22 protein-coding genes are annotated in these 23414 nt (G+C 70.5%); 7 read left to right on the forward strand and 15 right to left on the reverse strand.

Going from position 1 to position 23414, the window contains the following annotated elements:
• Positions 1–121 precede the first annotated feature (121 nt).
• Positions 122–586 (reverse strand): AfsR/SARP family transcriptional regulator, encoded by a 465-nt coding sequence (locus OTB19_RS01050; protein WP_324290492.1) that lies wholly within the window; start codon positions 584–586, stop codon positions 122–124.
• A gap of 265 nt (positions 587–851) precedes the next feature.
• Here OTB19_RS01050 and OTB19_RS01055 point away from each other — a divergent pair, with 265 nt between their 5' ends.
• From OTB19_RS01055 to OTB19_RS01065, 3 genes are all read left to right on the forward strand, one after another.
• Positions 852–1136, forward strand: coding sequence for a hypothetical protein (locus OTB19_RS01055; RefSeq protein WP_267796003.1), 285 nt, complete (start codon positions 852–854; stop codon positions 1134–1136).
• 152 nt (positions 1137–1288) lie between these two features.
• Positions 1289–2077, forward strand: coding sequence for a tyrosine-protein phosphatase (locus tag OTB19_RS01060; protein ID WP_267796004.1), 789 nt, complete (start codon positions 1289–1291; stop codon positions 2075–2077).
• A 223-nt stretch (positions 2078–2300) separates the two neighbouring features.
• A complete protein-coding gene (locus tag OTB19_RS01065; RefSeq protein ID WP_267796005.1) occupies positions 2301–2870 on the forward strand; it encodes a hypothetical protein in 570 nt (189 codons plus the stop codon).
• 152 nt (positions 2871–3022) lie between these two features.
• Here OTB19_RS01065 and OTB19_RS01070 read toward each other — a convergent pair whose 3' ends face one another.
• The 8 genes from OTB19_RS01070 to OTB19_RS01105 form a co-directional block, all read right to left on the reverse strand.
• Positions 3023–3820, reverse strand: a complete 798-nt coding sequence (locus OTB19_RS01070) for an enoyl-CoA hydratase/isomerase family protein (RefSeq protein WP_267796006.1) — start codon at positions 3818–3820, stop codon at positions 3023–3025.
• Positions 3817–5064 (reverse strand): cytochrome P450, encoded by a 1248-nt coding sequence (locus tag OTB19_RS01075; protein ID WP_267796007.1) that lies wholly within the window; start codon positions 5062–5064, stop codon positions 3817–3819. Before OTB19_RS01075 ends, OTB19_RS01070 begins: the two co-directional genes overlap by 4 nt.
• A gap of 103 nt (positions 5065–5167) precedes the next feature.
• Positions 5168–6556 carry a cytochrome P450 gene (locus tag OTB19_RS01080; RefSeq protein WP_267796008.1) on the reverse strand — a complete coding sequence of 463 codons (1389 nt, stop codon included), beginning with the start codon at positions 6554–6556 and terminating at the stop codon, positions 5168–5170.
• Between the two features lie 10 nt (positions 6557–6566).
• Positions 6567–7127 (reverse strand): GTP-binding protein, encoded by a 561-nt coding sequence (locus OTB19_RS01085; protein WP_267796009.1) that lies wholly within the window; start codon positions 7125–7127, stop codon positions 6567–6569.
• A gap of 3 nt (positions 7128–7130) precedes the next feature.
• Complete coding sequence (locus OTB19_RS01090) at positions 7131–7523, reverse strand: DUF742 domain-containing protein (RefSeq protein ID WP_267796010.1); 393 nt, start codon at positions 7521–7523, stop codon at positions 7131–7133.
• Positions 7516–8358 carry a roadblock/LC7 domain-containing protein gene (locus OTB19_RS01095; protein ID WP_267796011.1) on the reverse strand — a complete coding sequence of 281 codons (843 nt, stop codon included), beginning with the start codon at positions 8356–8358 and terminating at the stop codon, positions 7516–7518. The genes OTB19_RS01090 and OTB19_RS01095 overlap by 8 nt, the downstream gene beginning before the upstream one ends.
• Positions 8355–9542 (reverse strand): ATP-binding protein, encoded by a 1188-nt coding sequence (locus OTB19_RS01100; protein WP_267796012.1) that lies wholly within the window; start codon positions 9540–9542, stop codon positions 8355–8357. Before OTB19_RS01100 ends, OTB19_RS01095 begins: the two co-directional genes overlap by 4 nt.
• Positions 9543–10080: 538 nt before the next feature.
• Positions 10081–11094: a magnesium and cobalt transport protein CorA gene (locus OTB19_RS01105; RefSeq protein ID WP_267796013.1), complete on the reverse strand. Its 1014-nt coding sequence runs from the start codon at positions 11092–11094 to the stop codon at positions 10081–10083.
• Between the two features lie 400 nt (positions 11095–11494).
• Between OTB19_RS01105 and OTB19_RS01110 the strand changes: the two genes are divergently transcribed.
• Together OTB19_RS01110 and OTB19_RS01115 are read left to right on the forward strand one after the other, a co-directional pair.
• Positions 11495–12766, forward strand: coding sequence for a winged helix DNA-binding domain-containing protein (locus OTB19_RS01110; protein ID WP_267796014.1), 1272 nt, complete (start codon positions 11495–11497; stop codon positions 12764–12766).
• A gap of 45 nt (positions 12767–12811) precedes the next feature.
• Positions 12812–14527 carry an AMP-binding protein gene (locus OTB19_RS01115; RefSeq protein WP_267796015.1) on the forward strand — a complete coding sequence of 572 codons (1716 nt, stop codon included), beginning with the start codon at positions 12812–12814 and terminating at the stop codon, positions 14525–14527.
• 70 nt (positions 14528–14597) lie between these two features.
• Here the strand turns inward: OTB19_RS01115 and OTB19_RS01120 are convergent, their stop codons facing one another.
• Positions 14598–15086: a glutathione peroxidase gene (locus OTB19_RS01120; RefSeq protein ID WP_267796123.1), complete on the reverse strand. Its 489-nt coding sequence runs from the start codon at positions 15084–15086 to the stop codon at positions 14598–14600.
• Between the two features lie 129 nt (positions 15087–15215).
• A complete protein-coding gene (locus OTB19_RS01125) occupies positions 15216–16061 on the reverse strand; it encodes a hypothetical protein (protein ID WP_267796016.1) in 846 nt (281 codons plus the stop codon).
• Positions 16062–16326: 265 nt separating this feature from the next.
• On the opposite strand from OTB19_RS01125, the gene gcl reads away from it, so the two are divergent.
• Positions 16327–18105, forward strand: coding sequence for a glyoxylate carboligase (gene gcl / locus OTB19_RS01130; RefSeq protein ID WP_267796124.1), 1779 nt, complete (start codon positions 16327–16329; stop codon positions 18103–18105).
• 196 nt (positions 18106–18301) lie between these two features.
• Here gcl and OTB19_RS01135 read toward each other — a convergent pair whose 3' ends face one another.
• Positions 18302–18868, reverse strand: coding sequence for a TetR/AcrR family transcriptional regulator (locus tag OTB19_RS01135; protein WP_267796017.1), 567 nt, complete (start codon positions 18866–18868; stop codon positions 18302–18304).
• Between the two features lie 164 nt (positions 18869–19032).
• Here OTB19_RS01135 and OTB19_RS43545 point away from each other — a divergent pair, with 164 nt between their 5' ends.
• Entirely contained in the window at positions 19033–19521 is a 489-nt protein-coding gene (locus tag OTB19_RS43545) for an agmatine deiminase family protein (RefSeq protein ID WP_420716772.1), read from the forward strand.
• A gap of 353 nt (positions 19522–19874) precedes the next feature.
• On the opposite strand, the gene OTB19_RS01150 is transcribed toward OTB19_RS43545, so the two are convergent.
• From OTB19_RS01150 to OTB19_RS01160, 3 genes are all read right to left on the reverse strand, one after another.
• Positions 19875–21332, reverse strand: coding sequence for a catalase (locus OTB19_RS01150; protein WP_267796125.1), 1458 nt, complete (start codon positions 21330–21332; stop codon positions 19875–19877).
• Positions 21333–21551: 219 nt separating this feature from the next.
• Positions 21552–22451 (reverse strand): 2-hydroxy-3-oxopropionate reductase, encoded by a 900-nt coding sequence (locus OTB19_RS01155; RefSeq protein WP_266950471.1) that lies wholly within the window; start codon positions 22449–22451, stop codon positions 21552–21554.
• A gap of 75 nt (positions 22452–22526) precedes the next feature.
• Positions 22527–23360 (reverse strand): TIM barrel protein, encoded by an 834-nt coding sequence (locus OTB19_RS01160; RefSeq protein WP_267796018.1) that lies wholly within the window; start codon positions 23358–23360, stop codon positions 22527–22529.
• Positions 23361–23414: the final 54 nt, after the last annotated feature.

Below are 23414 nucleotides of genomic sequence, written 5' to 3' on the forward strand. Positions count from 1 at the left end.
GAGTCGAGGTCGCGGTCAGGAGCGTGGTCGCGGTCGCGGGCGCTCGGCGTCGTCGGCGCGGTCCCGGCGCTGCTCGGCGTACCCGCCTCCGGTCCACCCGGGGTGGGTGCCACCACCCGGCTCACGGCCGGGCCCGGGTCTGTCGAACCCGGCGGCCCGGCTCCAGGCCCAGCTCCTCCACCAGCAGGTCGCGCCCGACGCGGTAGCTCTCCAATGCCTCCGCCTGCCGCGCCGACCGGTACAGGGCCAGCATCAACTGCCCGCGCAGCCGCTCCCGCAGCGGGTGGACCCGTACCAGCAACTGGACCTCGCCCACGAGCTGATGGTGCCGCCCCAGGTCCAGGTCCAACTCGATGCGGGTCTCCACGGCCGTCAGCCGCTCCTCGTCCAACTGAAGGGCCTTGCCGCGCAACGTCTCGCTCGACACGCCACTCAGGCAGTCGCCCTGCCACAACTCGCCCGCCGAGCGCAGCAGTCCGGGGGGAATCCTCACCGGCCCGTCGAGGCCGGTCACCTGTAACGGTCCGAGAACCCGGAAAACCACCGCGTCCGGAGTGTGGAACACCCCGCCGGACGAAACAGTCATGAGTCTCCCAGCTGGGGCAACGCCTGAGAACGGGTGGAGCGCTGGGCAAGTCTCCCCGAACACCTCCCCGGTGTCCATGGTGTGGGGGTTTCGTGCACGTGAACCGTGATAGGGCGGGGATAGCACCGGGTTATGGCCCCGGGGCACCGTGGACCTGCGCCGCCGGTCGGGGTGCGGCCGTACGAACGGACTTCCCACGAACAGTCGGCACGCCGGGCGGGTCCCGCCACCCAGCCGCGTCGTCACCGACTCCGGGGTCGACCACGTGCGCCCGGCCTACCACTACCTCGACACCGGAGACCTCGACGGCTACGGATCGTTGCTGCACGCGGGAGCCCTCGGCGCGGATCTGGAGTGCCCGCCGGTACCGGGGGCCCGCCACGACATCACGCGGATCGTCGCCGACGGGGACTGTGCGGTGGCGATGGGGCGACTTGCGCCCCAACAGTGGGAGTTCGTCGACGTGTTCACCCTGTCGGCGGAGGGCATGCTGCGCGCCTGTCGTCGCTACTACGGCGGGCCGCCGCGCCCGGCCCTGTCGGGGCGCTGAACACGGCTGCCCCGCAGGGGACATGACGGTGGTGGCCCTTCGCGCCGGTTCGTCCTGTTCCGGGCGGCGCCCGCCACCCCCGCACGCCCCCGAGTCGATCACCTGAGGCATGCTGGCGGCCGGAAGACCACCGCACCCGAGGGAGCAGCCGAGTGACCGCCCGCCACATCGAGTTCGAGCGCCTGCACAACTTTCGCGACCTGGGCGGCCACCGCTCCGCCGACGGCCGAACCGTCGTCCCGGGGGCCCTGTACCGGTCCGACTCGCTCGGCAAGCTCCGGGGCGCCGACTGGGACCGGTTCCTCGCCCTGGGCATCCGTACCGTCATCGACCTCCGCTACCCCTGGGAAGCCGACGCCAAGGGCCGGGTCCCCGAGCCGCACCGCTTCACGTACGCCAACCTCAGCATCGAGCACCGCCCCTACGACCAGGCCGAGATCGACCCCGACATCGACCCCTGGCGCCACCTCGCCGACCGCTTCGCCGAGGTGACGGAGGACGGCGTCGAGGAGATCCGGCAGGCCATCGAGCTGATCGCCGACGCCGAACCGGGACCGACCGTCTTCCACTGCACGTCCGGCAAGGACCGCACCGGGCTGATCGCGGCCTTCGTACTGACCCTCCTCGACGTGCCCGAGGAAGAGATCCTGGCCGACTTCGCCCGCACAGAACTGGCCACCGAACGTCTCAAGGCCGACTGGCACACCGCCAACCCCGGCCGCACCATGCGCTGGCCCGCGTACGGGCGCGCCCCGGCCATCGTCATGGAACTCGTCCTCGCGGACCTGGAAGCCCGCCACGGCTCCCCGACGGCCTACCTCACGGACCACGTCGGCATCACCCCGGAGACCGTGGCCCGGCTGCGCGCCCGGCTGCTGACCCCGGCGACATCCCCGACACCTGCGGCATCCGCCGCTCCCACCGTCCCCGAGACCGCCTGACGGGTCTCGCCGGGCCCCGGTCGCCGGACACGCGCCCAAGGCTTCTCGCCTCTCCGCCTCTCCGTCTCCTCGTCTCTTCGTCGAAGCGGGTTGAGCCCGGGCCCGCACGGGAGCAGGATGAACGGGACACGGGCACCCGGCGAACCCCCGATGCCCGACCCGGCCCGTCCACCGCCGAAACGGCGGCCGGGCGGACCGACCGACGGACGGACGAGGTGGGCGCATGGCACGGCGCGGCTATTGGCGCGAGGCCGACGGTTCCCCCGTCGCGGCGACCGAGGCACACGATGCCTGGGCCCGCGAGGCCTATCCGCGCCTGTCGGGGGTGGCCGGCACCTACCACGCCGTCATCACCTACAAGGACCTCGGCGAGGACGTCCAGCAGGCCTCGGGCATCCGCACCTCCGCGCTGCTCCACAACTGGATCGGCGCCGTCCTCGGCAGGGTGGTGCACGAGGCACACCGGCGGGGCGACCCGCCCCTGACCGCCCTGGTGGTCCGCACCGACGACGGCATGGTCGGTGAGGGCTACCGGGAAGTCCTGGAACTCTCCGGGGAACAGGTGACGACGGAAGCCACCGACCGCGAGAACCACGCGGCCGTGTCACGGCTGGAGTGCTACCGCCGCTTCGGCGCCACCCTGCCCCCGGGCGGCGGCGAACCCGCACTCGCCCCCCGTCTCGAAGCCGCCCTCGCCCGCCGCCGCGCCCGCGAACCCGAGCCCCCGGCCCCGATCTGCCCCACCTGCTTCGTCCAACTCCCCACCGCCGGAGCCTGCGACAACTGCGCCTGACCACCCGGACGCACCACGGTCGCCCCGGGACGACCCCGCACCCGATCAGGCGAGGAGGCACCGGAGCCGGCGGGTACCACCAGGGCCTGGCGGGCCGGCCGCCCGCACCAACCCGCCAGGCACCAACCCGCCGGACATCGGCCCCGGCCGGATCAGCTCCTCGCGTGTTGGTGGAGGGTGGCTGCCAGGAGGTGGGAGTCGAGCAGGGAGACGTCCGCCGTCCTGTCCGCCCGCGCGTAACCGGCCAGCATCCGTTTGGTCAGGACGAGGGCTTCGGGCGAGCGGCGGACCAGGGGTCTGATCCAGGAATCGATCACCTTGTCCAGTCGGTCGAGCGGCGCGGTCCGGTGGAGCAGACCGATGCGGTGGGCCGTGTCGGCGTCGAAGACGTCGCAGGTGAGCATGAGCTCGCGGATCCTGGAGGCGCCGACCTCGGAGACCAGGCGTCCCATCGCCCCGCCCCACGCCGGCGGTAGCCCTATGCCGACCTCCGGCATGCGAAAGCGGCTGGTGTCGGCGCCTGCGCGCAGGTCGCAGAAGGAGGCGAGGGCGAGACCCGCGCCGATGACCCGCCCGTGCAGTCGGGCGATGGTGACCGCGTGGGTGTTCTCCAGGGCCTGGCACAGGCGGTGCGCCTTGTCGGCGATGCGCCGCAGGCCCACTCCGGACGGGTCGGCGGCCAACGCCTCCTGGTACTCGTTGCGGTCGGCGCCCAGGCAGAAGTCCGTACCCAGCGACGACAGCGTGAGGATCCGGACGTCGGGTCTCTCGTGGAGGTCGTCGAGCAGGGTGATGAGGTCGTCGAGGACCGCGGAGTCCAACGTGTCGTCCTGCCCCCACGGGTTGAGGCCGACGTGCAGGACGGGGCCGTCCTGCTCGGTACGGATCGCCTTGGTGGCGGTTCGCGCGTATGCGGGGCTGGGGGCGTGTGCGGGGGTGGTGTCGGTCATGCGAGTGCTACGTCCAGGTTCAGCAGGCGCCGGAACGCCACGCGGGGCGCCATCGACGGGGGGCGTACGAGGGTGAGGCGGGGGAGGCGCCGGATCAGTTGGCGCAGCAGGGTCTGTGCTTCGAGGCGGGCCAGCGGCGCGCCGAGGCAGTAGTGGATGCCGCCACTGAACGCGAGGTGGTCGGGGGTGCGTTCGGGGTCGAACCGGTCCGCGTCGCCGTGTCTGGCGGGGTCCCGGTGCGCCGCTCCGATCATGAGGTGGACCATCTCGTCGCGGCGGATCTCGATGCCTCCCAGCACGGAGTCCTGCGACGCGATCCTGCTGATCACGTGGGTGGGCGGGTCGTAGCGAAGCGTTTCTTCCACGAACCCGGGCACGAGGTCGGGGTTGTCGGCGACCATGTCCCAGCGTTCCGGGCTTTCGACGAGCCGGAGCGTCATCGTCGAGAGGAGGGTCGCGGTGGTCTCCAGGGCGGCCAGCAGGACGAACAACACCAGGAAGTAGACCGCCTCGTCGGCCTTGTCCCGGTCGGGCTCGATCGCGTCCCACGTCTGGATCCACCGGGTGACGGGGTCGTCGCCGGGGTGGGCGCGGCGATCGCGCACCAGCTCCATGAAGTAGGTGCGGAGTTCGGCCGTGGCCGCGTCGGACAAGGCCAGTTGGCTGGCCGACGGCAACAACTCCTGGGTGAAGACCTGGTCGTGCGTCAACTCTCGGAGCCGAGGCCAGTCGGCCTGCGGCAGCCCGAGCCAGTCACCTATGGTGGCCACCGGCAGCTCCTCGCAGACAAGCTCCGAGAAGTCCGCCTCGCCGGTGCGTATTCGCTCCGTGAACGCGTCGAGGAGTCGATCCGCGGTCCGGTTCACATTGCGGCCGATGCGCTCGACGGTGTTCCGGTCGAAGGAGCCCGCCGCCCGGCGCACCTTGGTGTGGTCCGGGGCGTTGAGCGCGGCGAGCGTGTTGCTCATCTCGCGTGAGGAGGGGGCGTTCCAGCGCGTCCCGGGCCCCTGGCGCTCCCGCCATTCCCGGTCGGGCTCCAGCCATTGGCGGCTGCGCAGCACCTGGTCGCATGCGGCGAAGCCCGTCACGGCGAAGCCGCCCCAGGGGGCGGGCACCACCTCGCCGCGCTCCAGGAGTTCGGCGTAGATCGGGAAGGGGTCGGCCTGCCCTCTGGCCGTCCGTAGACGGGAGAAGAGGGAGGCGGACGCCCGGCGGTCGTACGACGGAGTTGTGGCAACCCCCATATGGCGGCTCCTTTCTGAGAACCAGCCGCCATGCATACCCACGTGATCGTTCGAGCATCCCCTACCACTGAGTACTCAGGAGGTTACTAGAATCACACTGGTCTCACTCGCCCCTGGTCCAGGCCAGGAAGCGGCTGAACAGGCCGCCCTTGGGCTGCGGCGCGAAGCCGGCGTTCGTACGCGAGGGACCGGCGTGCGAGGTCGCGGAGGCGGCCGTCTGCTGCTGGGGCGCCTGGCCCGCGGTCGAGCCGGCCGGCCCGGTCGACCCGGCGCCCTGGGGTGCGGCCCTCGGGGTGAACCGGATCGGGAGGGTGACCAGCGTGCGGCTCCACGGGCTCGGCGCCCAGGTCAGCGCCTTGAACGGGACACGCAGCTCGACGTCGAGAAGCTGGTTCAGCAGCGTCTCGACGGCGGTCACGGCGATCATGAAAGCCGGGTCCTTGGCGGGGCAGGCGTGCGGACCCGCACCGAACGCCAAGTGCGCCTTGGCGCTCAGCTGTTCGCGGTGCTCCGTCAGCTTCGGGTCGGTGTTGGCCGCGGCGAAGGAGATCAGGACCGGGTCGTTGGCCCGGACCAGCCTGTCGCCCAACTCGACGTCGTGCGTGGGATAGTGCGCCGCGTAGTTGGCGATCGGCGCGTAGTTCCAGAGGGTCTGGGAGACCGCGTCCTCGACCGGAAGGCCGACCTGCCAGTCCTCTCCCAGGTACAGGGCGCTGCTGGTGCCGATCGTCGCGGCCAGCGGCGCGGTGCCACCGGAGAGCAGGGTGACCAGCTGGTGCAGCACCTCCTCGTCGCTCAGCTGGGCCGAGTGCTCCATCAGGCGCGTCGTCAGGTCATCCGTGGGACGCCGCCGCTTGAGGGCGATCAGCTCGGTGAGCGCCCCGCCGAGCACCTCGTCGGCCCCGGGCGTTCCCTGGAAGATGCCACTGATCCCGGCGATCACGCGGTCGCCGATCTCGGGCGGGCAGCCGAACAGGTCGCTGAAGACCAGCAGGGGCAGCGGCTGGGCGTACTCGGCCATCAGCTCCGCCTGCCCGAGGACGTCGGTGCTGAACTGGCTGATCAGGTAGTTGGCGGACTGCTGCGTCTGCCGGATGAGCTGGTGCTCGTTGACCGTGGCGAGACTGTCGGTGACGGCCCGACGCAGCCGCGCGTGCGCCGCGCCGTCGCTGAACAGCGCGTTGGGGCGGTAACCCAACATGGGCAGCGCCGGGCTGTCGGCCGGGACGCGCCCTTCGTTCAGGGCGTTCCAGCGGCGGGAGTCGCGCACGAAGGAAGAGGGGTTCTGCAGGACGTACAGGGCGGCGTCGTAGCTCGTGACGAGCTCGGCCTGGACGTCGGGGGCGATCTCCACGGGCGCACTGGGGCCGAACGAACGCAGCCCTGCGTAGTGGCTGTCGGGGTCGGCTCCGAACGACGGGCCGTACATCCGGACGTTCCCGTGCGCGGGGCAGCCGGGGGGTATCTCCTGCGGTTCACGGGGCTGTTGCATTGCTGCGCTCCTAGCCGAGTTGGGACATGAGGTGGGTCACGAGGGTGATGAGGGCCCGCGCGGAGGAGTTCTCGTCTCGTACGTCGCACTCCACGACAGGGGTCTCGGCGGTGAGGTTCAGAGCCTCGCGCACCTCGTCGAGCGGGTAGTGCGTGGTGCCCTCGAAGTGGTTCACGGCGATGGCGTACGTCAGGCCGAAACGCTCGACGAGGTCCAGGACGGGGAAGGACTCGTGCAGCCGCTCCGGGTCGACGAGGACCAGCGCGCCCAGCGCGCCCCGGGAGAGCTCCTCCCACATCTCCTTGAAGCGCTCCTGGCCGGGCGTTCCGAAGAGGTAGAGCACCAGGGTGTCGCTGAGCGTGAGCCGACCGAAGTCCATCGCGACGGTGGTGGTCTTCTTGTCGGGGGTGCCCGACAGGTCGTCGAAGCCCACGCTGGCTTCGGTGATCTCTTCCTCGGTCCGTAGGGGCTCGATCTCGGAGAGACTGCCTATGCAGGTGGTCTTGCCGACCCCGAAGTGCCCCACTATCAGGATCTTCACCGCGTGGGAGACATCTGGATCCAGGTACACGCGCTACGCTCCGAATCGATTCTTCAGGCCTTCGAGAACGGCGCTGACCAGTTCTCTGTCGACACGTTCGGCGCGCGGTATCGGTGTCCTCGCGAGGATGAGGTTCTCCTCCTCCAACTGCGCCAGCAGGATGCGGACGATGCCCAGGGGCAGGTGCGTGTGCCCCGCCACCTCGGCCACGGACAGGAAGCCGTCGGCGACCAGCTCCATGACCTGCCCCGCCTCCGGGGACAGGGTGCGCGCCGCGGCCTGTCCGTTCTCCACCGCCGCCGTCACGAGCGTCGTGTGCTCGTACTCGTGGTCCGGGGGCAGCGCGCGTCCGTTCGTGATCACGAACAGGGGGACTAACGGTGACGTCAGTTCCAGCTCTTGATCCTGTTCGGGCCCATCAGACATGGTCCGTCCCCTTCCCCGGTGTCGCCGCCGCGGTCAGTCCGGGAACCACCTCGTGCAGACGCGTGGTGAACTGTTCTATGTCGCAGTCGTGTTCGGCGGCGGCGGCCAGGAAACCATCGGGGCCGGCCGCCATCAGGAAGATCCATCCGTGCTGGAACTCGATGACCGTCTGACGCCATTGCGCGTCCTCGGTCACCCCCGCGAACTGGGAGGTGACCCGGCTGTAGGCGTGGATGCCCGTCATGGCCGCGGAGATCGTGTCCGCGAGGTCGCGGCTCATCCCGCTGGTCGCCCCGCGGGGAAGACCGTCCGATCCCAGCAGCACGGCGTGGCGGGCACCCTTGACCTCGGACATCACCTGGTCGAGCTCGCCGAGGGCGAATCCCGCGTCACCGGAACTCTGGTGCCGGGGGGCGTTCCCCCGCGGCCCTCCGGCGTCCTCGGCGTTCACCCGAGGCGGTGAGGTGAGGTTGTTGCCCAGTCGGGCGACGAGGCGGTGCATGCGGAAGGAGATCTGTTGCATGTCCACATCGGGGGCGGCCGCGGCGGCGAGGTAGGAGCCCTGCCCCGCCCCGATCAGGAAGATCCAGCCGTGCGAGAACTCGATGACGGTCTGGTTCCACTGCCGTTCCTCCTCCGGTCCGGCGAAGTGGGCCGTCGCCCGGCTGAGCGACTGCATCCCGGCCATGGCCGCGGAGATGGTGCGCACATCCTTCTCGGCCAGGCCTTCCGTCGCGCCGCGAGGGAGGCCGTCCGCGGACAACAGGACGGCGTGCCGTGCACGGGGCACGTTGTGCACGATGTCCTCCAGCATCCACGACAGGTCTGCGGTCATGCCTCTTCGGGCCCTTCGAACGAGGTGGCGTCAAGATTGCGGCCGGAGAGCGTGCCGCGTTGGAAGGCCCCCAGGCTGCGCCCGGAAGCGCGGCCCGTTTCCCCCTGGGTCCGCGCCGCCGACGAGGTGGTGTCGGGGTCGGGGACGCTCGCGATGGGCGCCTGGCGCGAGCCGCGCTTGGGCAGCCCGTGCATCGTGCGCGAGGTCACGCCCTGGGGCCGGCTCTCGGTGGCGCGCCGGATGTCGCTGACCGGAGCCTCCTGGGCGGCCGGAATCTCCTCCATGGTCCACAGCTCCTCGGGCAAGAGGACGACGGCCCTGACGCCGCCGTATCGGGAGACTCCGGTGACGTCGACCTTGAAACCGTGCTGACGCGCGATCAGGCCGATGACCGGGAACCCGAACTTCGGCTGGGTTCCGAGCTGCGACAGACGGGGGGCGATCTCCCCGGAGAGCAGCACGGTCGCCCGCTGCCGCTCTTCGTCGTTCATGCTCACGCCGGCGTCGTCGATGACGATGCACAGGTTGTTCTGGACGCGCTGGAACGTGACCTCGATCGGCGCGTCGTGCTGCGAGAAGCTGGCCGCGTTGTCCAGCAGTTCCGCCACGGCGAGGGCGACGGGCGCGACCGCGTACGCCTTCAGGGCGAGACTGGTCTGTTGCATGATGGCGACCCGGTGGAAGTTGCGGATCTGACCCTGGGCGCTGCGCACCACGTCGTAGACGCTGGCGGGCCTGTTGCGACGGCCGAGCGGCGCACCGCACATGACGGCGATGCCCTGAGCCTTGCGCGCCATCTGGGCGTTGGCGTGGTTCACGTCCAACAGGTCGCCGAGGACGGCGTGTCCGCCGAACTTGCGCTGGATGCCGTCCAGCAGCGTCGTCTGCTCGGCCGCGAGGCTCTGCAGGAGGCTGGCGGCACCCTTGAGGACGGCCTTGGTGTTCTCCTCCGCCGCTTCCTTGGCCGCGCGGAGCGTGGCGTCCTGCTCGTTGCGGAATCTCTGCAGCTCGGCGCGTGACGCGTGCAGATGGCTGTCTGCCGCGAGGAGCCGGTCCCTCAGTTCGGCCTCGGTCTGCTTCTTCTTCGCCCCCAGTGCTCTGTTGCGGGCGACGAGTGCCACGACCGCGACAACGGCTATCGCCGCCACCGCAACCAGGCACCACACAAGTGCGTCTCGATTCATGGAAACCTTTCCCGGCGCATGGCATGCGGACGGCTGCAGATACACCTCGCGAGGCCCCGCAACACAGCTGATCGGCACGGTCCACCTGCTGTTACGCGGAGAGCATGCCGTCAATCACACATCAGCATCCGTGTCAAAACGGATCAAGATCACAGATGCCGGGATGCTATCACCGGATCTTCGGCTGTCCGGACGTCCGCCATCGCGGCGCCTACCCCCAACCCGGCCGTCGCAAAAGCGCGTTGACTGGGTCTTTCGACCGGGCATCCGCCGCCGGTCACCCCGCCCGTTGCCGATTCGTCAGCACTTCTTCACGAGAGAGGTGACAATCCCTCACTTGGAACCGGTACACCGCCGACCAAACCCCCACCGGACCTCATCGGCAGGCCGATCGCGCCCGGTTCATCGACGCCGGGGCACGTGGTGAGGTGTCGCCCCGCCGGGGGCGGAACCCCCTTCCGACGCGATCAAGCCGACGCGATTGGCTGCTTCTCGACGTTCGCGAGAGGGGATGCACTCAACGGCGCTGATGTGCCGGCTACAGCCAGTCGCGCTTCTTGAAGATGACGTACAGGCTGACGCAGACCACTGCCATCAGCAGGACCGCGAAGGGGTAGCCGGCGGCCCACTTGAGTTCCGGCATGACCTCGAAGTTCATGCCGTAGATGGTGCCGACCAGGGTGGGGGCGAAGAGGATGGCGGCCCAGGCGGAGATCTTCTTGATCTCCTCGTTCTGTTCGAAGCCGGCTTCGGCCAGGGCGCGCATCTCGGCGTTCTGCTGTTGGGAGACCAGGGTGGCGTTGACCGTCAGGATCTCGGTCAGGGCCTGGCGGAAGCCGTCGACGCGCTCGCTGGTGTGGGTGACGTGGTCGGCGACGTCGCGGAGGTAGCGCTGGAGTTCCTCGTCCGTGCCGTACTTGGCGAAGCCCGCCATCAGGCTGTGGAGCATGCCGACCAGCGGGCGGGTGGCGCGCTGGAACTCGACCATCTCGCGGGAGAGCGCGTAGATGCGGCGGGAGACCTCGGGGTCGCCGCGGAAGACCTCGGTCTCGATCTCGTCCATGTCGTTCTGGACGCCCTCGACGACCGGGGCGTACCCGTCGACGACCGCGTCGAGGATGGCGTACAGGGCGGCTTCCGGGCCGAGGGAGAGGAGGTCGGGGGTCTCCTCCATGCGGCGGCGGACGGCGGAGAGGTCGGGGGCCGCGCCGTGGCGGACCGTGATGAGGAAGTCCGGGCCGACGAAGACGTGGAGTTCGCCGAAGTCGACCTCCTCCAGGGCGTCCAGGTACCGGGCGGCGCGCAGGACGACGAAGAGGGTGTCGCCGTAGCGCTCCAGCTTGGGGCGTTGGTGTGCCTCCAGCGCGTCCTCGATGGACAGCGGGTGGAGGTTGAACTCGGCGGCGAGGGAGTGGAGTTCGGCCTCGGTCGGGCGGTGCAGGCCGATCCAGGCCATGCCGTCGGGCTGTTCGCGCAGTTGCCGGAAGGTATCGGCGAGGGAGGCGGGGGACGCGGCGCGGCGGCCGTCGCGGTAGACGGCGGAGTCGATCACGCTGCGGTGGTTCGGGGGCGTCGGTTCGGGCGACGCGGGGCTCGGGGCGGACGCGGACGCCGGGGGAGTGGTGGGTGCGGCGCCGGCCGGGGAGGAGGGGCGGAGCCACCCCGTACGCCTCGACGGCGGGCCTGACGACCCCGGCGAGCCCGGTGACCCGGATGACCCCGACGGGCCCCGCGAGGAGGATGCCGTGTCCGACGCGGAGGGCGAGGGGTCCGGCGGAGGGGACGAGGGGTCCGACGGCGTGGAGGGACGGCGGTGTGGGCGCTCCGGCATCGCAGCTCAGCTCCCGGTGGTCGGACGGACGCGTGGGTGGGGGCGAGAGGAAGGATATAGGGGGAAATGGTCCAGGACGTTGCGGACGGTTCTTGTCCGCAGGCACGGCTAGCGTGCTGCCATGGCTTCCAGAACCGCTCCCGTACTCGACACCCGCGCACTGAACCGTGCCACGCTGGCCCGCCAGCTGCTGCTGAGCCGCGCCGAGATGTCCGCGCGGGACGCCGTCGCGCACCTCCTCGGGCTCCAGGCGCAGAACGTCAAACCGCCGTACTACCAGCTGCACGCCCGACTCGCCGGGTTCAGGCCCACCGAGCTGGCCGGGCTGATGGAGTCCCGCGAGGTGGTCCGGATGGTCACCATGCGCTCGACCATCCACACCCACACCGCGGACGACGCGCTGACGCTCCGGCCGCTGGTCCAGGCGGCGCGCGACCGCGAGGTCAACCAGTTCCGCAAGGGTCTCCTCGGGGTGGACCTGGACCGGCTGGCCCTCGACGCGCGCGCCTTCGTGGAGGCCGAGCCGCGCACCATGGGGGAGATCCGCGAGGAGCTCCTCAAGGAGTGGCCCGACGCCGACCCGCAGTCCCTGTCCGTCGCCGCGCGCTGCCTGTTGCCGCTCGTACAGGTCACCCCGCGCGGGGTGTGGGGGCGCAGCGGGCAGGTACGGCTCACGACCGTGGAGAACTGGCTCCGGCGGCCGGCCGGGAAGACGCGGAGCGTCGGGAAGGCGCCAGGCGTGAGGGAAGCGCGGGGCACGGGCACGCGGGAAGCACAGGCCGCGGGCGAGGCGCAGGGCGTCGATGACGTGGTGCTGCGCTATCTCGGCGCCTTCGGGCCGGCCTCGGTGAAGGACATGCAGACCTGGGCCGGGCTGACCCGGCTGAAGGAGTCGTTCGAGCGGTTGCGGCCGCGGCTGCTCACCTTCCGCGACGAGAACGGTGTCGAACTGTTCGACCTGCCCGACGCGCCGAGGCCCGATGCCGGGACGACGGCCCCGCCGCGGTTCCTTCCCGAGTTCGACAACCTGCTGCTCTCCCACGCCGACCGGTCCCGGGTGATCGCCCCGGAGTTGAAGGGCCGCACGTGGACCGGCAACCAGGCCCACCGCGTGCTGCTCCTCGACGGTTTCCTCGGCGGGTTGTGGACGGCGGACGCCGGGGTGCTCACCGTGGAGCTCTTCGGCCCCGCGTCACGGGCGCTGAAGGAGGAGATCGTCGCCGAGGGGGAGTCGCTGCTCGCCGACATGGCCGACTCGCCCGCCGGTACGAGTACGGGTAAGGACGCGGGTACGGGTGCCGGTACGGACGCGGGTACGGGTGAGGACGTGGGTACGGGTGCGGGTACGGCTGCGAGCACGGTCGCCGTGCGCTTCGGGTCAATCCGGGGCTGACGGCGGCCTGGTGGTGTCCGCGTCCGGCGCGGCACGATGCCTCTCATGACGGAGAACAGCGCCACCCACACCTTCCTGGCCGCGCGGGACTTCCTGCTCGAACGTCGCGGGGACTACGCCGCCGCCCACGCCGGATTCACCTGGCCCCGCCCCGAGCGGTTCAACTGGGCCCTCGACTGGTTCGACCACATCGCCCGGGGGAACACGGCCGACGCCCTGCGCATCGTCGAGGAGGACGGAACCGGCGAGGGCGTGTCCTTCGAGGAGCTGAGCGCGAGTTCGGGAGCCGCGGCGAACTGGCTGCGCGCCCAGGGCGTCGCGGCGGGGGACCGGATCCTGGTCATGCTCGGCAACCAGCGTGAACTGTGGGACGTCATGCTCGCCGCGATGAAGCTCCGGGCCGTGGTCATCCCCGCCACCCCGCTGCTCGGGGCCGCCGACCTCCGCGACCGGGTCGAACGGGGCCGGGTACGGCACGTCATCACGCGCGCCGAGGACACCGGCAAGTTCGACGACGTGCCCGGCGCCTACACCCGGATCGCCGCCGGACCGCGCGGCACCGCGGGCCCCGCGACCGCCGCCGGATCCGAGGTCCCGGCCGGCTGGCTGCGACTGGCCGACTTCCACACCGCCGACCGGAGTTTCAGCCCGGACGCGGAGACCCTGGCCGGCGACCCCCTGATGCTGTACTTCACCTCGGGCACCACCGCCCGGCCCAAGCTCGTCGAGCACACCCACGCCTCGTACCCGATCGGGCACCTCTCCACCATGTACTGGCTCGGGCTGCGCCCCGGCGACGTCCACCTCAACATCGCCTCGCCCGGGTGGGCCAAGCACGCCTGGTCCAACCTCTTCGCGCCCTGGAACGCCGGTGCGACGGTCTTCGTCCACAACTACACGCGCTTCGACGCCGAGCGGCTGATGGCCGAGATGGACCGGGGAGGCGTCACCACCTTTTGCGCCCCGCCCACCGTCTGGCGGATGCTGATCCAGTCCGACCTCACCAAGCTCCGCAACCCCCCGCGCGAGGCGGTCGCCGCGGGCGAACCGCTCAACCCGGAGGTCATCGAAAGGATCCGCGAGGCCTGGGGCGTGACCATCCGCGACGGCTTCGGCCAGACCGAGACGACCCTTCAGGTGGGCAACTTCCCGGGGGTGCCCGTCAAGCCCGGCTCCATGGGACGTCCGGCGCCCGGCTACGAGATCGTGCTCCTGGACTCCGTCACCGGCAAGGAGTCCGAGCGGGAGGGCGAGGTCTGCGTGGACCTGCGGACCCGCCCCGCCGGGGTGATGACCGGCTACCGCGACGACCCGGAGCGCACCGCGGAGGCCATGGCGGACGGGCTCTACCGCACGGGGGACATCGCCGCGCGGGACGCCGACGGCTACCTCACCTACGTGGGGCGGGCCGACGACGTGTTCAAGGCCTCGGACTACAAGATCAGTCCGTTCGAGCTGGAGAGCGCGCTGCTGGAGCACGAGGCCGTGGCCGAGGCCGCCGTGGTCCCCGCTCCGGACCCGCTCCGGCTGGCGGTGCCGAAGGCGTACATCACGCTCGCCGCCGGTTGGGAGCCGGGGAAGGAGACGGCCCGGTTGCTGTTCGAGCACTCCCGGTCGGTGCTCTCCCCGTACAAGAGGGTCCGGCGCATCGAGTTCGGGGAGCTGCCGAAGACCGTGTCCGGCAAGATCCGCCGGGTCGAGCTGCGCGAACTCACCGAGGCCGGGTCCGGGGCGGAGTACGACGAGGCCGACCTGGACTGAGGCGGACCGGCGTCGGCCGCCGCGCCCCCGCGGCCGCACCCGCGCCCGCGGGTGTCGGCCGAGGTGAGCACTAGGCGGGGAGCTGGGCCTCGATCGCGGCGACGATCTCGGGGGACTCGGGCTCGGTGCGCGGCCGGAAGCGGCCGACGACCTCGCCGGCGGGGGAGATCAGGAACTTCTCGAAGTTCCACTGGATGTCTCCCGCCTCACCCTCGGCGTCCGGGGTCTTCACCAGCTCCGCGTACAGCGGGTGCCGGTTCTCGCCGTTGACCTCGGACTTCTCCAGCATGGGGAAGGTGACCCCGAAGCCGGCCGCGCAGAAGGTCTGGATGTCGTCCGCGGTGCCGGGCTCCTGGCCGCCGAACTGGTTGCACGGCACGCCGATCACCGTGAACCCCTTCTTCTCGTACGCGAACTGCAGCCGGGCCAGACCCGAGTACTGCGGGGTGAGCCCGCACTGCGAGGCGGTGTTCACGAGCAGGATCGCCTTGCCCTTGTGGGCCGCGAGGCTGGTGGGCTCGTCGTCCAGGGTGGTCAGCGGAATGTCGTACAGGCTCATCGTGCTCTCCTCGGCGGGAAGGGCGGTCAAGGTCTCCGAGCCTAGTACCACCCCGTCGTTCACCGTCTTCCCGGTCGCGTCGATCACCCGGCCCCTGACCCGGCCGGCGTCGTTGCCGCCGCCGCGGGCTCAGACCCCCGACGCGATCAACCGGTCCGCCGGATCGTTGACCGGTTGCGGGGTGCCCGTCAGGTCCATGATGAACAGCGGTATCCCCAGGTGGTCCGCGCGTTCGCGGGCCTCCGTCGTGTACCCGGCGAGGGAGAAGTAGACGCTCGCCGCCGAGGCCGTGAGCCCGTTCAACCACACGCACTCCACCGCCCGCAGCCCGGCCGGCGCCGTCGTCGGGTCCACCTGTGCGACGACCCCGGGGGCCCGCAGGTCCACCGCCGCCGAGGAGGTCGTCGACCCGTCGGGCCGGCGTACGTCACGGAAGCCGAGCCAGCGCAGGTACAGCGCGGCCGTGACCACCGCGTCCCCACCCGTGCGGATGGTCACCGGCCGGAACGGCGCCCGAGCCGCGGCCGGGACGTCCGTCGCGGCCGGGGCATCCGATGTCGGCGGGACGCCTGGCGCAGTCGGGGAGTCCGACGGCGCAGGGGGGTCCGTCGTCGCCGCGGGCCCGCGCGCGTCGGCCCGTACGCCGTCCCCCGCACCCGACGTGCCCCGCCCGCCGCGGCCGGAATCGGGCGCGTCGGGGTCCCCGGATGCCGGCGGGTGGACCGGGATCAGGGCCACCGTCCCGCAGGAACCGCACCCCACCTCCGGGCGCGGCCACTCGCCCTTCCGTCCGCAGGCCTCGCAGCGAACCGCCACCCAGCTGTCCGACCAGGTGCGGCGGGTCAGCGGCACGGCCGGCGCCGCCAGGTTCAGCGGTGCCACGACCGGGCTCCCGCAGGCGCAGGGGAAGACCGGCGCGCTGTAGGAGTTCTCGCGCCGGCAGGTCGGGCAGCGCACTGGTACCGCTTCCGCCATGAGACCGGACCCCCTCCGTCGCTGTGCGTGGGTCCATGGTCCACCACCGGCGACGGTCGGCGCGGGCGCGTCCTCGATTTCCCGTCGCGTCATGGTCATTCGTACAAGTCACCGAGCGAGAAGCGGCTTTTGGTGGGTTCCGGGGTGCCGAAGCGCCTTGACGCGCCCCGGAGTGGCCGCTTAGCTTGTTCCGTATAGCAGAACAAAACTTCCGGATTACGGAAAAGCCTGACCGCCAGACCCGCAGGAGAACTCGATGCCTCGTATGACAGCCGCCGCCGCTGCAGTGGAGATCCTCAAGCGCGAGGGCGTTTCGCAAGCGTTCGGCGTGCCCGGCGCTGCGATCAACCCGTTCTACCGCGAGCTCAAGAACGTCGGTGGCATCAACCACACCCTCGCCCGGCACGTCGAGGGCGCCTCGCACATGGCCGAGGGCTACACCCGCACGACCCCGGGCAACATCGGTGTCTGCATCGGTACGTCCGGCCCCGCCGGCACCGACATGATCACCGGCCTCTACTCGGCCATCGCGGACTCGATCCCGATCCTGTGCATCACCGGTCAGGCGCCGGTCGCGAAGCTGCACAAGGAAGACTTCCAGGCCGTCGACATCGCCTCGATCGCCAAGCCCGTCACCAAGGCCGCGACCACGGTCCTGGAGGCCGCGCAGGTCCCCGGCGTCTTCCAGCAGGCCTTCTACCTGATGCGTTCCGGCCGTCCGGGCCCGGTCCTCATCGACCTGCCGATCGACGTCCAGCTGACCGAGATCGAGTTCGACCCCGACCTGTACGAGCCGCTGGCCGTGCACAAGCCGGCCGCGACCCGCAAGCAGGCCGAGAAGGCCATCCAGTTCCTGCTGGAGTCCGAGCGTCCGCTGATCGTCGCCGGTGGCGGCATCATCAACGCCGACGCCTCCGACCTGCTGGTCGAGTTCGCCGAGCTGACCGGTGTCCCGGTCATCTCCACCCTCATGGGCTGGGGCGTCATCCCCGACGACCACGAGCTGGCCGCCGGCATGGTCGGTGTGCAGACCTCGCACCGCTACGGCAACGCCACGTTCCTGGAGTCGGACTTCGTCCTGGGCATCGGCAACCGCTGGGCCAACCGTCACACCGGCTACAACCTGGACGCGTACCTCGGCGACCGCAAGTTCGTCCACGTCGACATCGAGCCCACCCAGATCGGCAAGATCTTCGCCCCCGACCTCGGCATCGCCTCCGACGCCAAGGCCGCGCTGGAGATCTTCATCGAGGTCGCCAAGGAGCTCAAGGCCGAGGGCAAGCTCCCCGACTTCAGCGCGTGGGTCGCCTCGCACCTGGAGCGCAAGGGCACGCTCCAGCGTCGTACGCACTTCGACAACATCCCCATGAAGCCGCAGCGCGTCTACGAGGAGATGAACAAGGCCTTCGGCCCGGAGACGCGTTACGTCACCACCATCGGCCTCTCCCAGATCGCCGGCGCGCAGATGCTGCACGTCTTCAAGCCGCGCCACTGGATCAACTGCGGCCAGGCCGGCCCGCTCGGCTGGACGATCCCGGCCGCGCTGGGTGTCGCCACCGCCGACCCGCAGACCCCCGTCGTCGCCCTCTCCGGCGACTACGACTTCCAGTTCATGCTGGAGGAGCTGGCGGTCGGTGCGCAGCACAAGATCCCGTACGTCCACGTCCTGGTGAACAACGCCTACCTGGGTCTGATCCGTCAGGCGCAGGGCGGCCTGGGCATCAACTTCGAGGTCAACCTCGAATTCGAGAACATCAACGCCCCCGAGCTGGGTGTGTACGGCGTCGACCACGTCAAGGTCGTCGAGGGCCTCGGCTGCAAGGCGATCCGGGTCACCGACCCGAACGAGCTGGGTGCCGCCCTGGAGGAGGCCAAGAAGCTCGCCGCCGAGTACAGCGTCCCGGTGGTCGTCGAGGCCATCCTGGAGCGCGTCACCAACATCTCGATGAGCAAGACGGTCGACATGAGCGACGTCACCGAGTTCGAGGAGCTCGCGACCGAGCCGGGCCACGCCCCGACCGCGATCCGCCCGCTGACCGTCTGAGCGTGAAGCGGTGGGTCGTGCCCGCCACGACCGCGACGGCCCCCGTCCCTCCGGCAAGGAGGGGCGGGGGCCGTTCCGCGTTCCGTCGCCGGGGGCGCCGAGGCGGTGCGCGCCGCCGGGCGCACGGGGGCTGCTCGGGTCACCGGGGTTGCCGGGGTCGTTCGGGCGGTGGCCCGGGCGACCCCGGCGCGCCGCGTCACTTTCCGGGATGCGCGCCGAGTTCCGCGTCCAGCGCGCCCGCGATCAGATCGCGGGCACGGTCCAGGGCCAGCGAACCGCTGAGCCAGCGCTCGCTCAACCCCTCCACCAGCGCGGTCAGCCGCTCGGCGACGTCCAGCGGGACCGCCCGGGGGTCGGCGAGGCCCGCCACCTGGGCGTCCATGATCGAATCGGCGGTGTCCCGGTTCCAGGTGCGGGTGGAGTCCGCCAGCGTCTCGCGCAGGTCGGTGTCGAAGATCGCGCTGGCCCGCAACTCGCCCCAGGTGATGCTGTTCTCACGGACCCGGGTGGTGTCCTGGAGCTCGCTCAGCAGCAACTGGAGCAGTACGCCCCGGGCGTCCTCGGAGTCGTCGAGCGCCTCGTCGGTGTAACCGGTGGCGCGGTCGCTGATGAAGGCGAGGGTCCGCTGGATCAAGCCGGCCCGGTCCTTGAAGTGGTAGTAGATCAGCGCCGTGGACACCCCCGCCTCGGACGCCAGCTCCTCGACGCGCAGTCCCCTGACGCCGTTGCGGGCGATCACGCGTACGGCAGCTTCCAAGATCAAGATCCGTCCCGGAGGTCGACGGGGTGCACGCCGGCGATCACCCACCTCGTACCCGTCCCATCAGCCCCACCAGCCCAGCCCGCACCAAAGGAGCTCTCCCATGAGTCCGCCGAGCCCTACATACCCCCGCATGCCCGCCGTGGGTCGAGCACGAGGCCTGCCTGATGGCGTGGCCCACCCGGCCCGCCCTGTGGGGACCGGCCTTCGAGGCGGCGCGGCGTGAGTACGCGGCGGTGGCCCGTGCCATCGCCGACTTCGAACCGGTCGTCATGATCGCCGCGGCCGACTCGGTGGACGAGGCCCGCGCCGTCTTCGGCGACGATCCCGGGGTCGAGGTGATCGAGCTGCCGATCGACGACTCCTGGCTGCGCGACTCCGGCCCGATCTTCGCCTACGACGAGCAGGGCGACCGGGTGGGCGTCGACTTCCGCTTCAACGCGTGGTGCGACGGCCACGCTGCTGTCCGCCCCCGAGCACGCGTACACCCGGCTGCTGCTGGACTCCGTGCCCCGGCCCGGCTGGGACCCGGCCGCCATCGCGGCTCGACGGCGACCGGCGGCGGGCCGCTGAGCGCCCGCCCCGGCCGCCGGGGGGCGGTCGGGGCCGACGCGCCCCGCGCACGACAAAGCGCCGGGTCACGGGACCGTCCGTGACTCGGCGCTTCGGCTGTGACCGCCCGACGGTGCGAGGCTGGCGCGACAGGACGTTCGCACCGCCGGGCGGAGTGTTGGGGGAGGGTGTTTCCCCTCCGGTACAGGGGACTCTGTGCACGGCCCCTGTACGGAAGGAAGAGGCTGGGACCGCGGCGGGCGGCGACGAGAACTCCGGCGCCGTCTCCCTCAGGTCAAGAGACGGGCCTCGGAACCCATTACCACCGCACTGGCTCGCACGCCCGCCGCGGTCCTCGTCCTGCCCCCACCGCGTACCACCCCTCATCCGGGTCCGCGGTGCGGGCTCAGCACCCGGGACCTGACCTCCCGTCAGGCCCCCGGTACAGTTGAGCGGCTCAGGCGTCGCGCAGGGCGCGGACGGCCTCCTCGACGCGCTTGCCGTAGTCGGCGTCCGCGGCGTGGAAGTGAGCCAGGTTCTTCTCGATGACGTCCTCGATGGTGACCTGGGACAGGCCGCCGGCGATGTTCGCCACCAGACGCTGCTTCTCGGCCTCCGACATCAGGCGGTAGAGCTCACCGGCCTGGAAGAAGTCGTCGTCCTTGGTGTGGGCCGGGGCCTCGTGGGTGCCCGTGTAGCCGGAGACGGCCTTCGGGGCGCCGAGCGCCAGACCGGTCTCGGCCGGACCCCGGTACGAGTTGGGCTCGTAGTTCTTGTCGTGGCGCGAACCGTTGCGCAGCGCCATGACGCCGTCGCGGCCGTAGTTGTCGGCCGTGGTCGCCTTCGGGGCGTTGACCGGCAGCAGGGTGTGGTTCACACCGAGGCGGTAGCGCTGGGCGTCGGCGTACGCGAAGAGACGGCCCTGGAGCATCTTGTCCGGCGAGGCGGTGATGCCCGGGACGAAGTTGTTCGGGGAGAACGCGGACTGCTCGACCTCGGCGAAGACGTTGTCCGGGTTGCGGTCGAGGACCAGGCGGCCCACGCGCTGCAACGGGTAGTCGCTGTGCGGCCACACCTTGGTGAGGTCGAACGGGTTGAAGCGGTAGTCCGCGGCCTCGGAGGCCGGCATGACCTGGACGTAGAGGGTCCAGCTCGGGTTCACGCCGCGCTCGATCGCCTGGAGCAGGTCGGTCTGGTGCGAGTTCGCGTCCTTGCCGACGAGCTCGGCGGCCTGGTCGCTGGAGAGGCTGCGGATGCCCTGGTTCGTCTTGAAGTGGTACTTGACGAAGAAGGCCTCGCCCTGGGCGTTGGTCCACTGGTAGGTGTGGGAGCCGTAGCCGTTCATGTGGCGGTAGGACGCGGGAATGCCGCGGTCACCCATCAGCCAGGTGATCTGGTGCGTGGCCTCGGGGGCGTGCGCCCAGAAGTCCCAGACGTTGTCCGGCTCCTGCTTTCCCGTGAAGGGGTCGCGCTTCTGCGAGTGGATGAAGTCGGGGAACTTGATCGGGTCCTTGATGAAGAACACCGGGGTGTTGTTGCCGACGAGGTCGTAGTTGCCCTCTTCGGTGTAGAACTTCAGCGCGAAGCCGCGCGGGTCGCGGACGGCGTCCGCGCCACCGAGGGAGTCCGCGACGGTGGAGAACCGCAGGAAGGTCTCGGTCTTCTTGCCGACCGTGTTCAGGAACGCGGCGCTGGTGTAGGCGGTGACGTCGTCGGTCACCTCGAAGTGGCCGTACGCGGCCGAGCCGCGGGCGTGCACCACACGCTCCGGGATGCGCTCACGGTTGAAGCGGGCAAGCTTCTCAAGGAGCTGCTGGTCCTGGACCAGGAGCGGGCCACCGACGCCGGCGGTGGCGGAGTTCTGGTTGTCGGCGACCGGGGCGCCGGACTCGGTCGTCAGCGTGCGCTTCGACATGGTGACCTTCCGTACGGGAAACTGCTGGCGGAATGCATCTTCCGTCATGCGGAACAGCCTAATTTCGGCGTGAACTCGACGTCAACAGTTTGTTGAAAGAAAGAGTGTGGAGAGGAAATCCGGACGGTGCCGGCGCTTGGGCGCGACAGGACAGGTGTCAGCACCGGCACCATCCGGAAACTCAGGTCCCCCTGGGGGGAAGGGCGTTCGGATCCGTGATCAGATCTGCGCGCCGGAGAGGCGCTCGACCGCGCGGAGCAGGGCGGAGTGGTCCAGGCCACCGTCACCCTGGGCGCGCAGCGAGGCGACCAGCTGGGCGACGACCGCGCCGACCGGGAGGGCCGCACCCACGTTGCGGGCGGCGTCGGTGACGATGCCCATGTCCTTGTGGTGCAGGTCGATCCGGAAGCCGGGCTTGAAGTCGCGGTTCAGGAAGTTGTCCTTCTTGCGCGTCAGCACCGTGGAGCCGGCCAGGCCGCCGTTGAGGACGTCCAGGGCGGCGGTGAGGTTCACGCCGGACTTCTCCAGGAAGACGACGGCCTCGGCGCACGCCTGGATGTTCACCGCGACGATGAGCTGGTTGGCGGCCTTCACCGTCTGGCCGGAGCCGTGCGGGCCGCACAGGACGATGGTCTTGCCGAGGGCCTCCAGGACCGGCAGGGCCTCGTCGAAGTCGGCCTGCTCGCCACCCACCATGATCGACAGTACGGCCTCGATGGCGCCGGCCTCGCCGCCGGACACCGGGGCGTCGATGACGCGGATGCCCTTCTCGGCGGCGTTCTTGGCGAGGTCGATCGAGGTCTGGGGGGTGATCGACGACATGTCGATGATCAGCGCGCCGGACTTCGCGTTCTCCAGGATGCCGTTCTCGCCGTAGGCGATGGCCTCGACCTGCGGGGAGGCGGGCACCATCGTGATGACGACGTCGGCGTCCTTGACGGCCTCGGCGATCGAGCCGGCCGCGGTGCCGCCGGCGGCGGCGAGGCGGTCCAGCTTGTCCTGCTCCAGGGTGAATCCGGTGACCGAGTAGCCGGCCTTCAGGAGGTTCTCGGCCATGGGGGAGCCCATGATGCCGAGACCGACCCAGGCGATCGACGGGAGCGCAGCGGGGTTGCTCATGATGAGGGTCCTTCTCTTCATGCTTGGTACGAAAAGTGCGTGAGGTGCCTGGCTGATCGCCCGGACTTGGTCCGCCTACTTCGCGGCGCGGGCCTCGGCCGGCAGCCATGCGAAGGAAGCGGCAGCGTCGGCGGCCTTGTACTCCAGGCCTACGTAGCCCTCGTATCCGGCCTTCCTCAGCTGGTCGAGCAGCTCCTCCAGGGGCAGCTCGCCGGTGCCGGGGGCACCGCGTCCGGGCTTGTCCGCGATCTGGACGTGCCCGGTCTTGGCGGCGTACTTTTCGATGACCTCGGAGAGGTCCTCATCGTTCATCGCCAGGTGGTACAGGTCGAGGAGGAACTTGGCGTTGCCGAGACCGGTGGCCTCGTTCACCTTGTCCACGACCTCGATGCCGGCCGGCGCGCTCACCAGGGGGTAGAGCGGCGACTCGGGCTTGTTGAGGGTCTCGATCAGGAGGATCGCGCCCACGCGGTCCGCGGCACGGGCTGCCACGACCAGGTTCTGCAGGGCGAGCTCGTCCTGGGCGGCCGGGTCGACGCCTTCCACGCGGTTGCCGTAGAGGGCGTTCAGCGCCTTGCAGCCGACCGAGGCCGCGAAGTCGGCGGCCACGTTGATGTTGGCGTTGAAGCGCTCCGACTCCTCGCCGGGGACCGAGACCGCGCCGCGGTCCGGACCCGGCAACCGGCCGGCGTAGAAGTTCAGGCCCACCAGCTGGGTGCCGGCGTCCTCAAGAGCCTTCTTGAGGGCGTCGAGCTCCGCCTGGGCGGGGGTGGGGGTCTCGATCCAGGGCCACCACAGCTCGACCGCGGTGAAGCCCGCCGCGGCGGCGGCCGCGGGACGCTCCAGGAGCGGGAGTTCCGTGTAGAGGATCGAAAGGTTTACATCGAAGCGCTGGTCCGTGTATCCCATGAGGGGTGTGCGCTCCTTCCGTATTGCGGAAGTTAGTTTCTGCTTGATGGAAGA

This window comes from Streptomyces sp. H27-H5 (assembly GCF_026627505.1).
Lineage (GTDB): Bacteria > Actinomycetota > Actinomycetes > Streptomycetales > Streptomycetaceae > Streptomyces.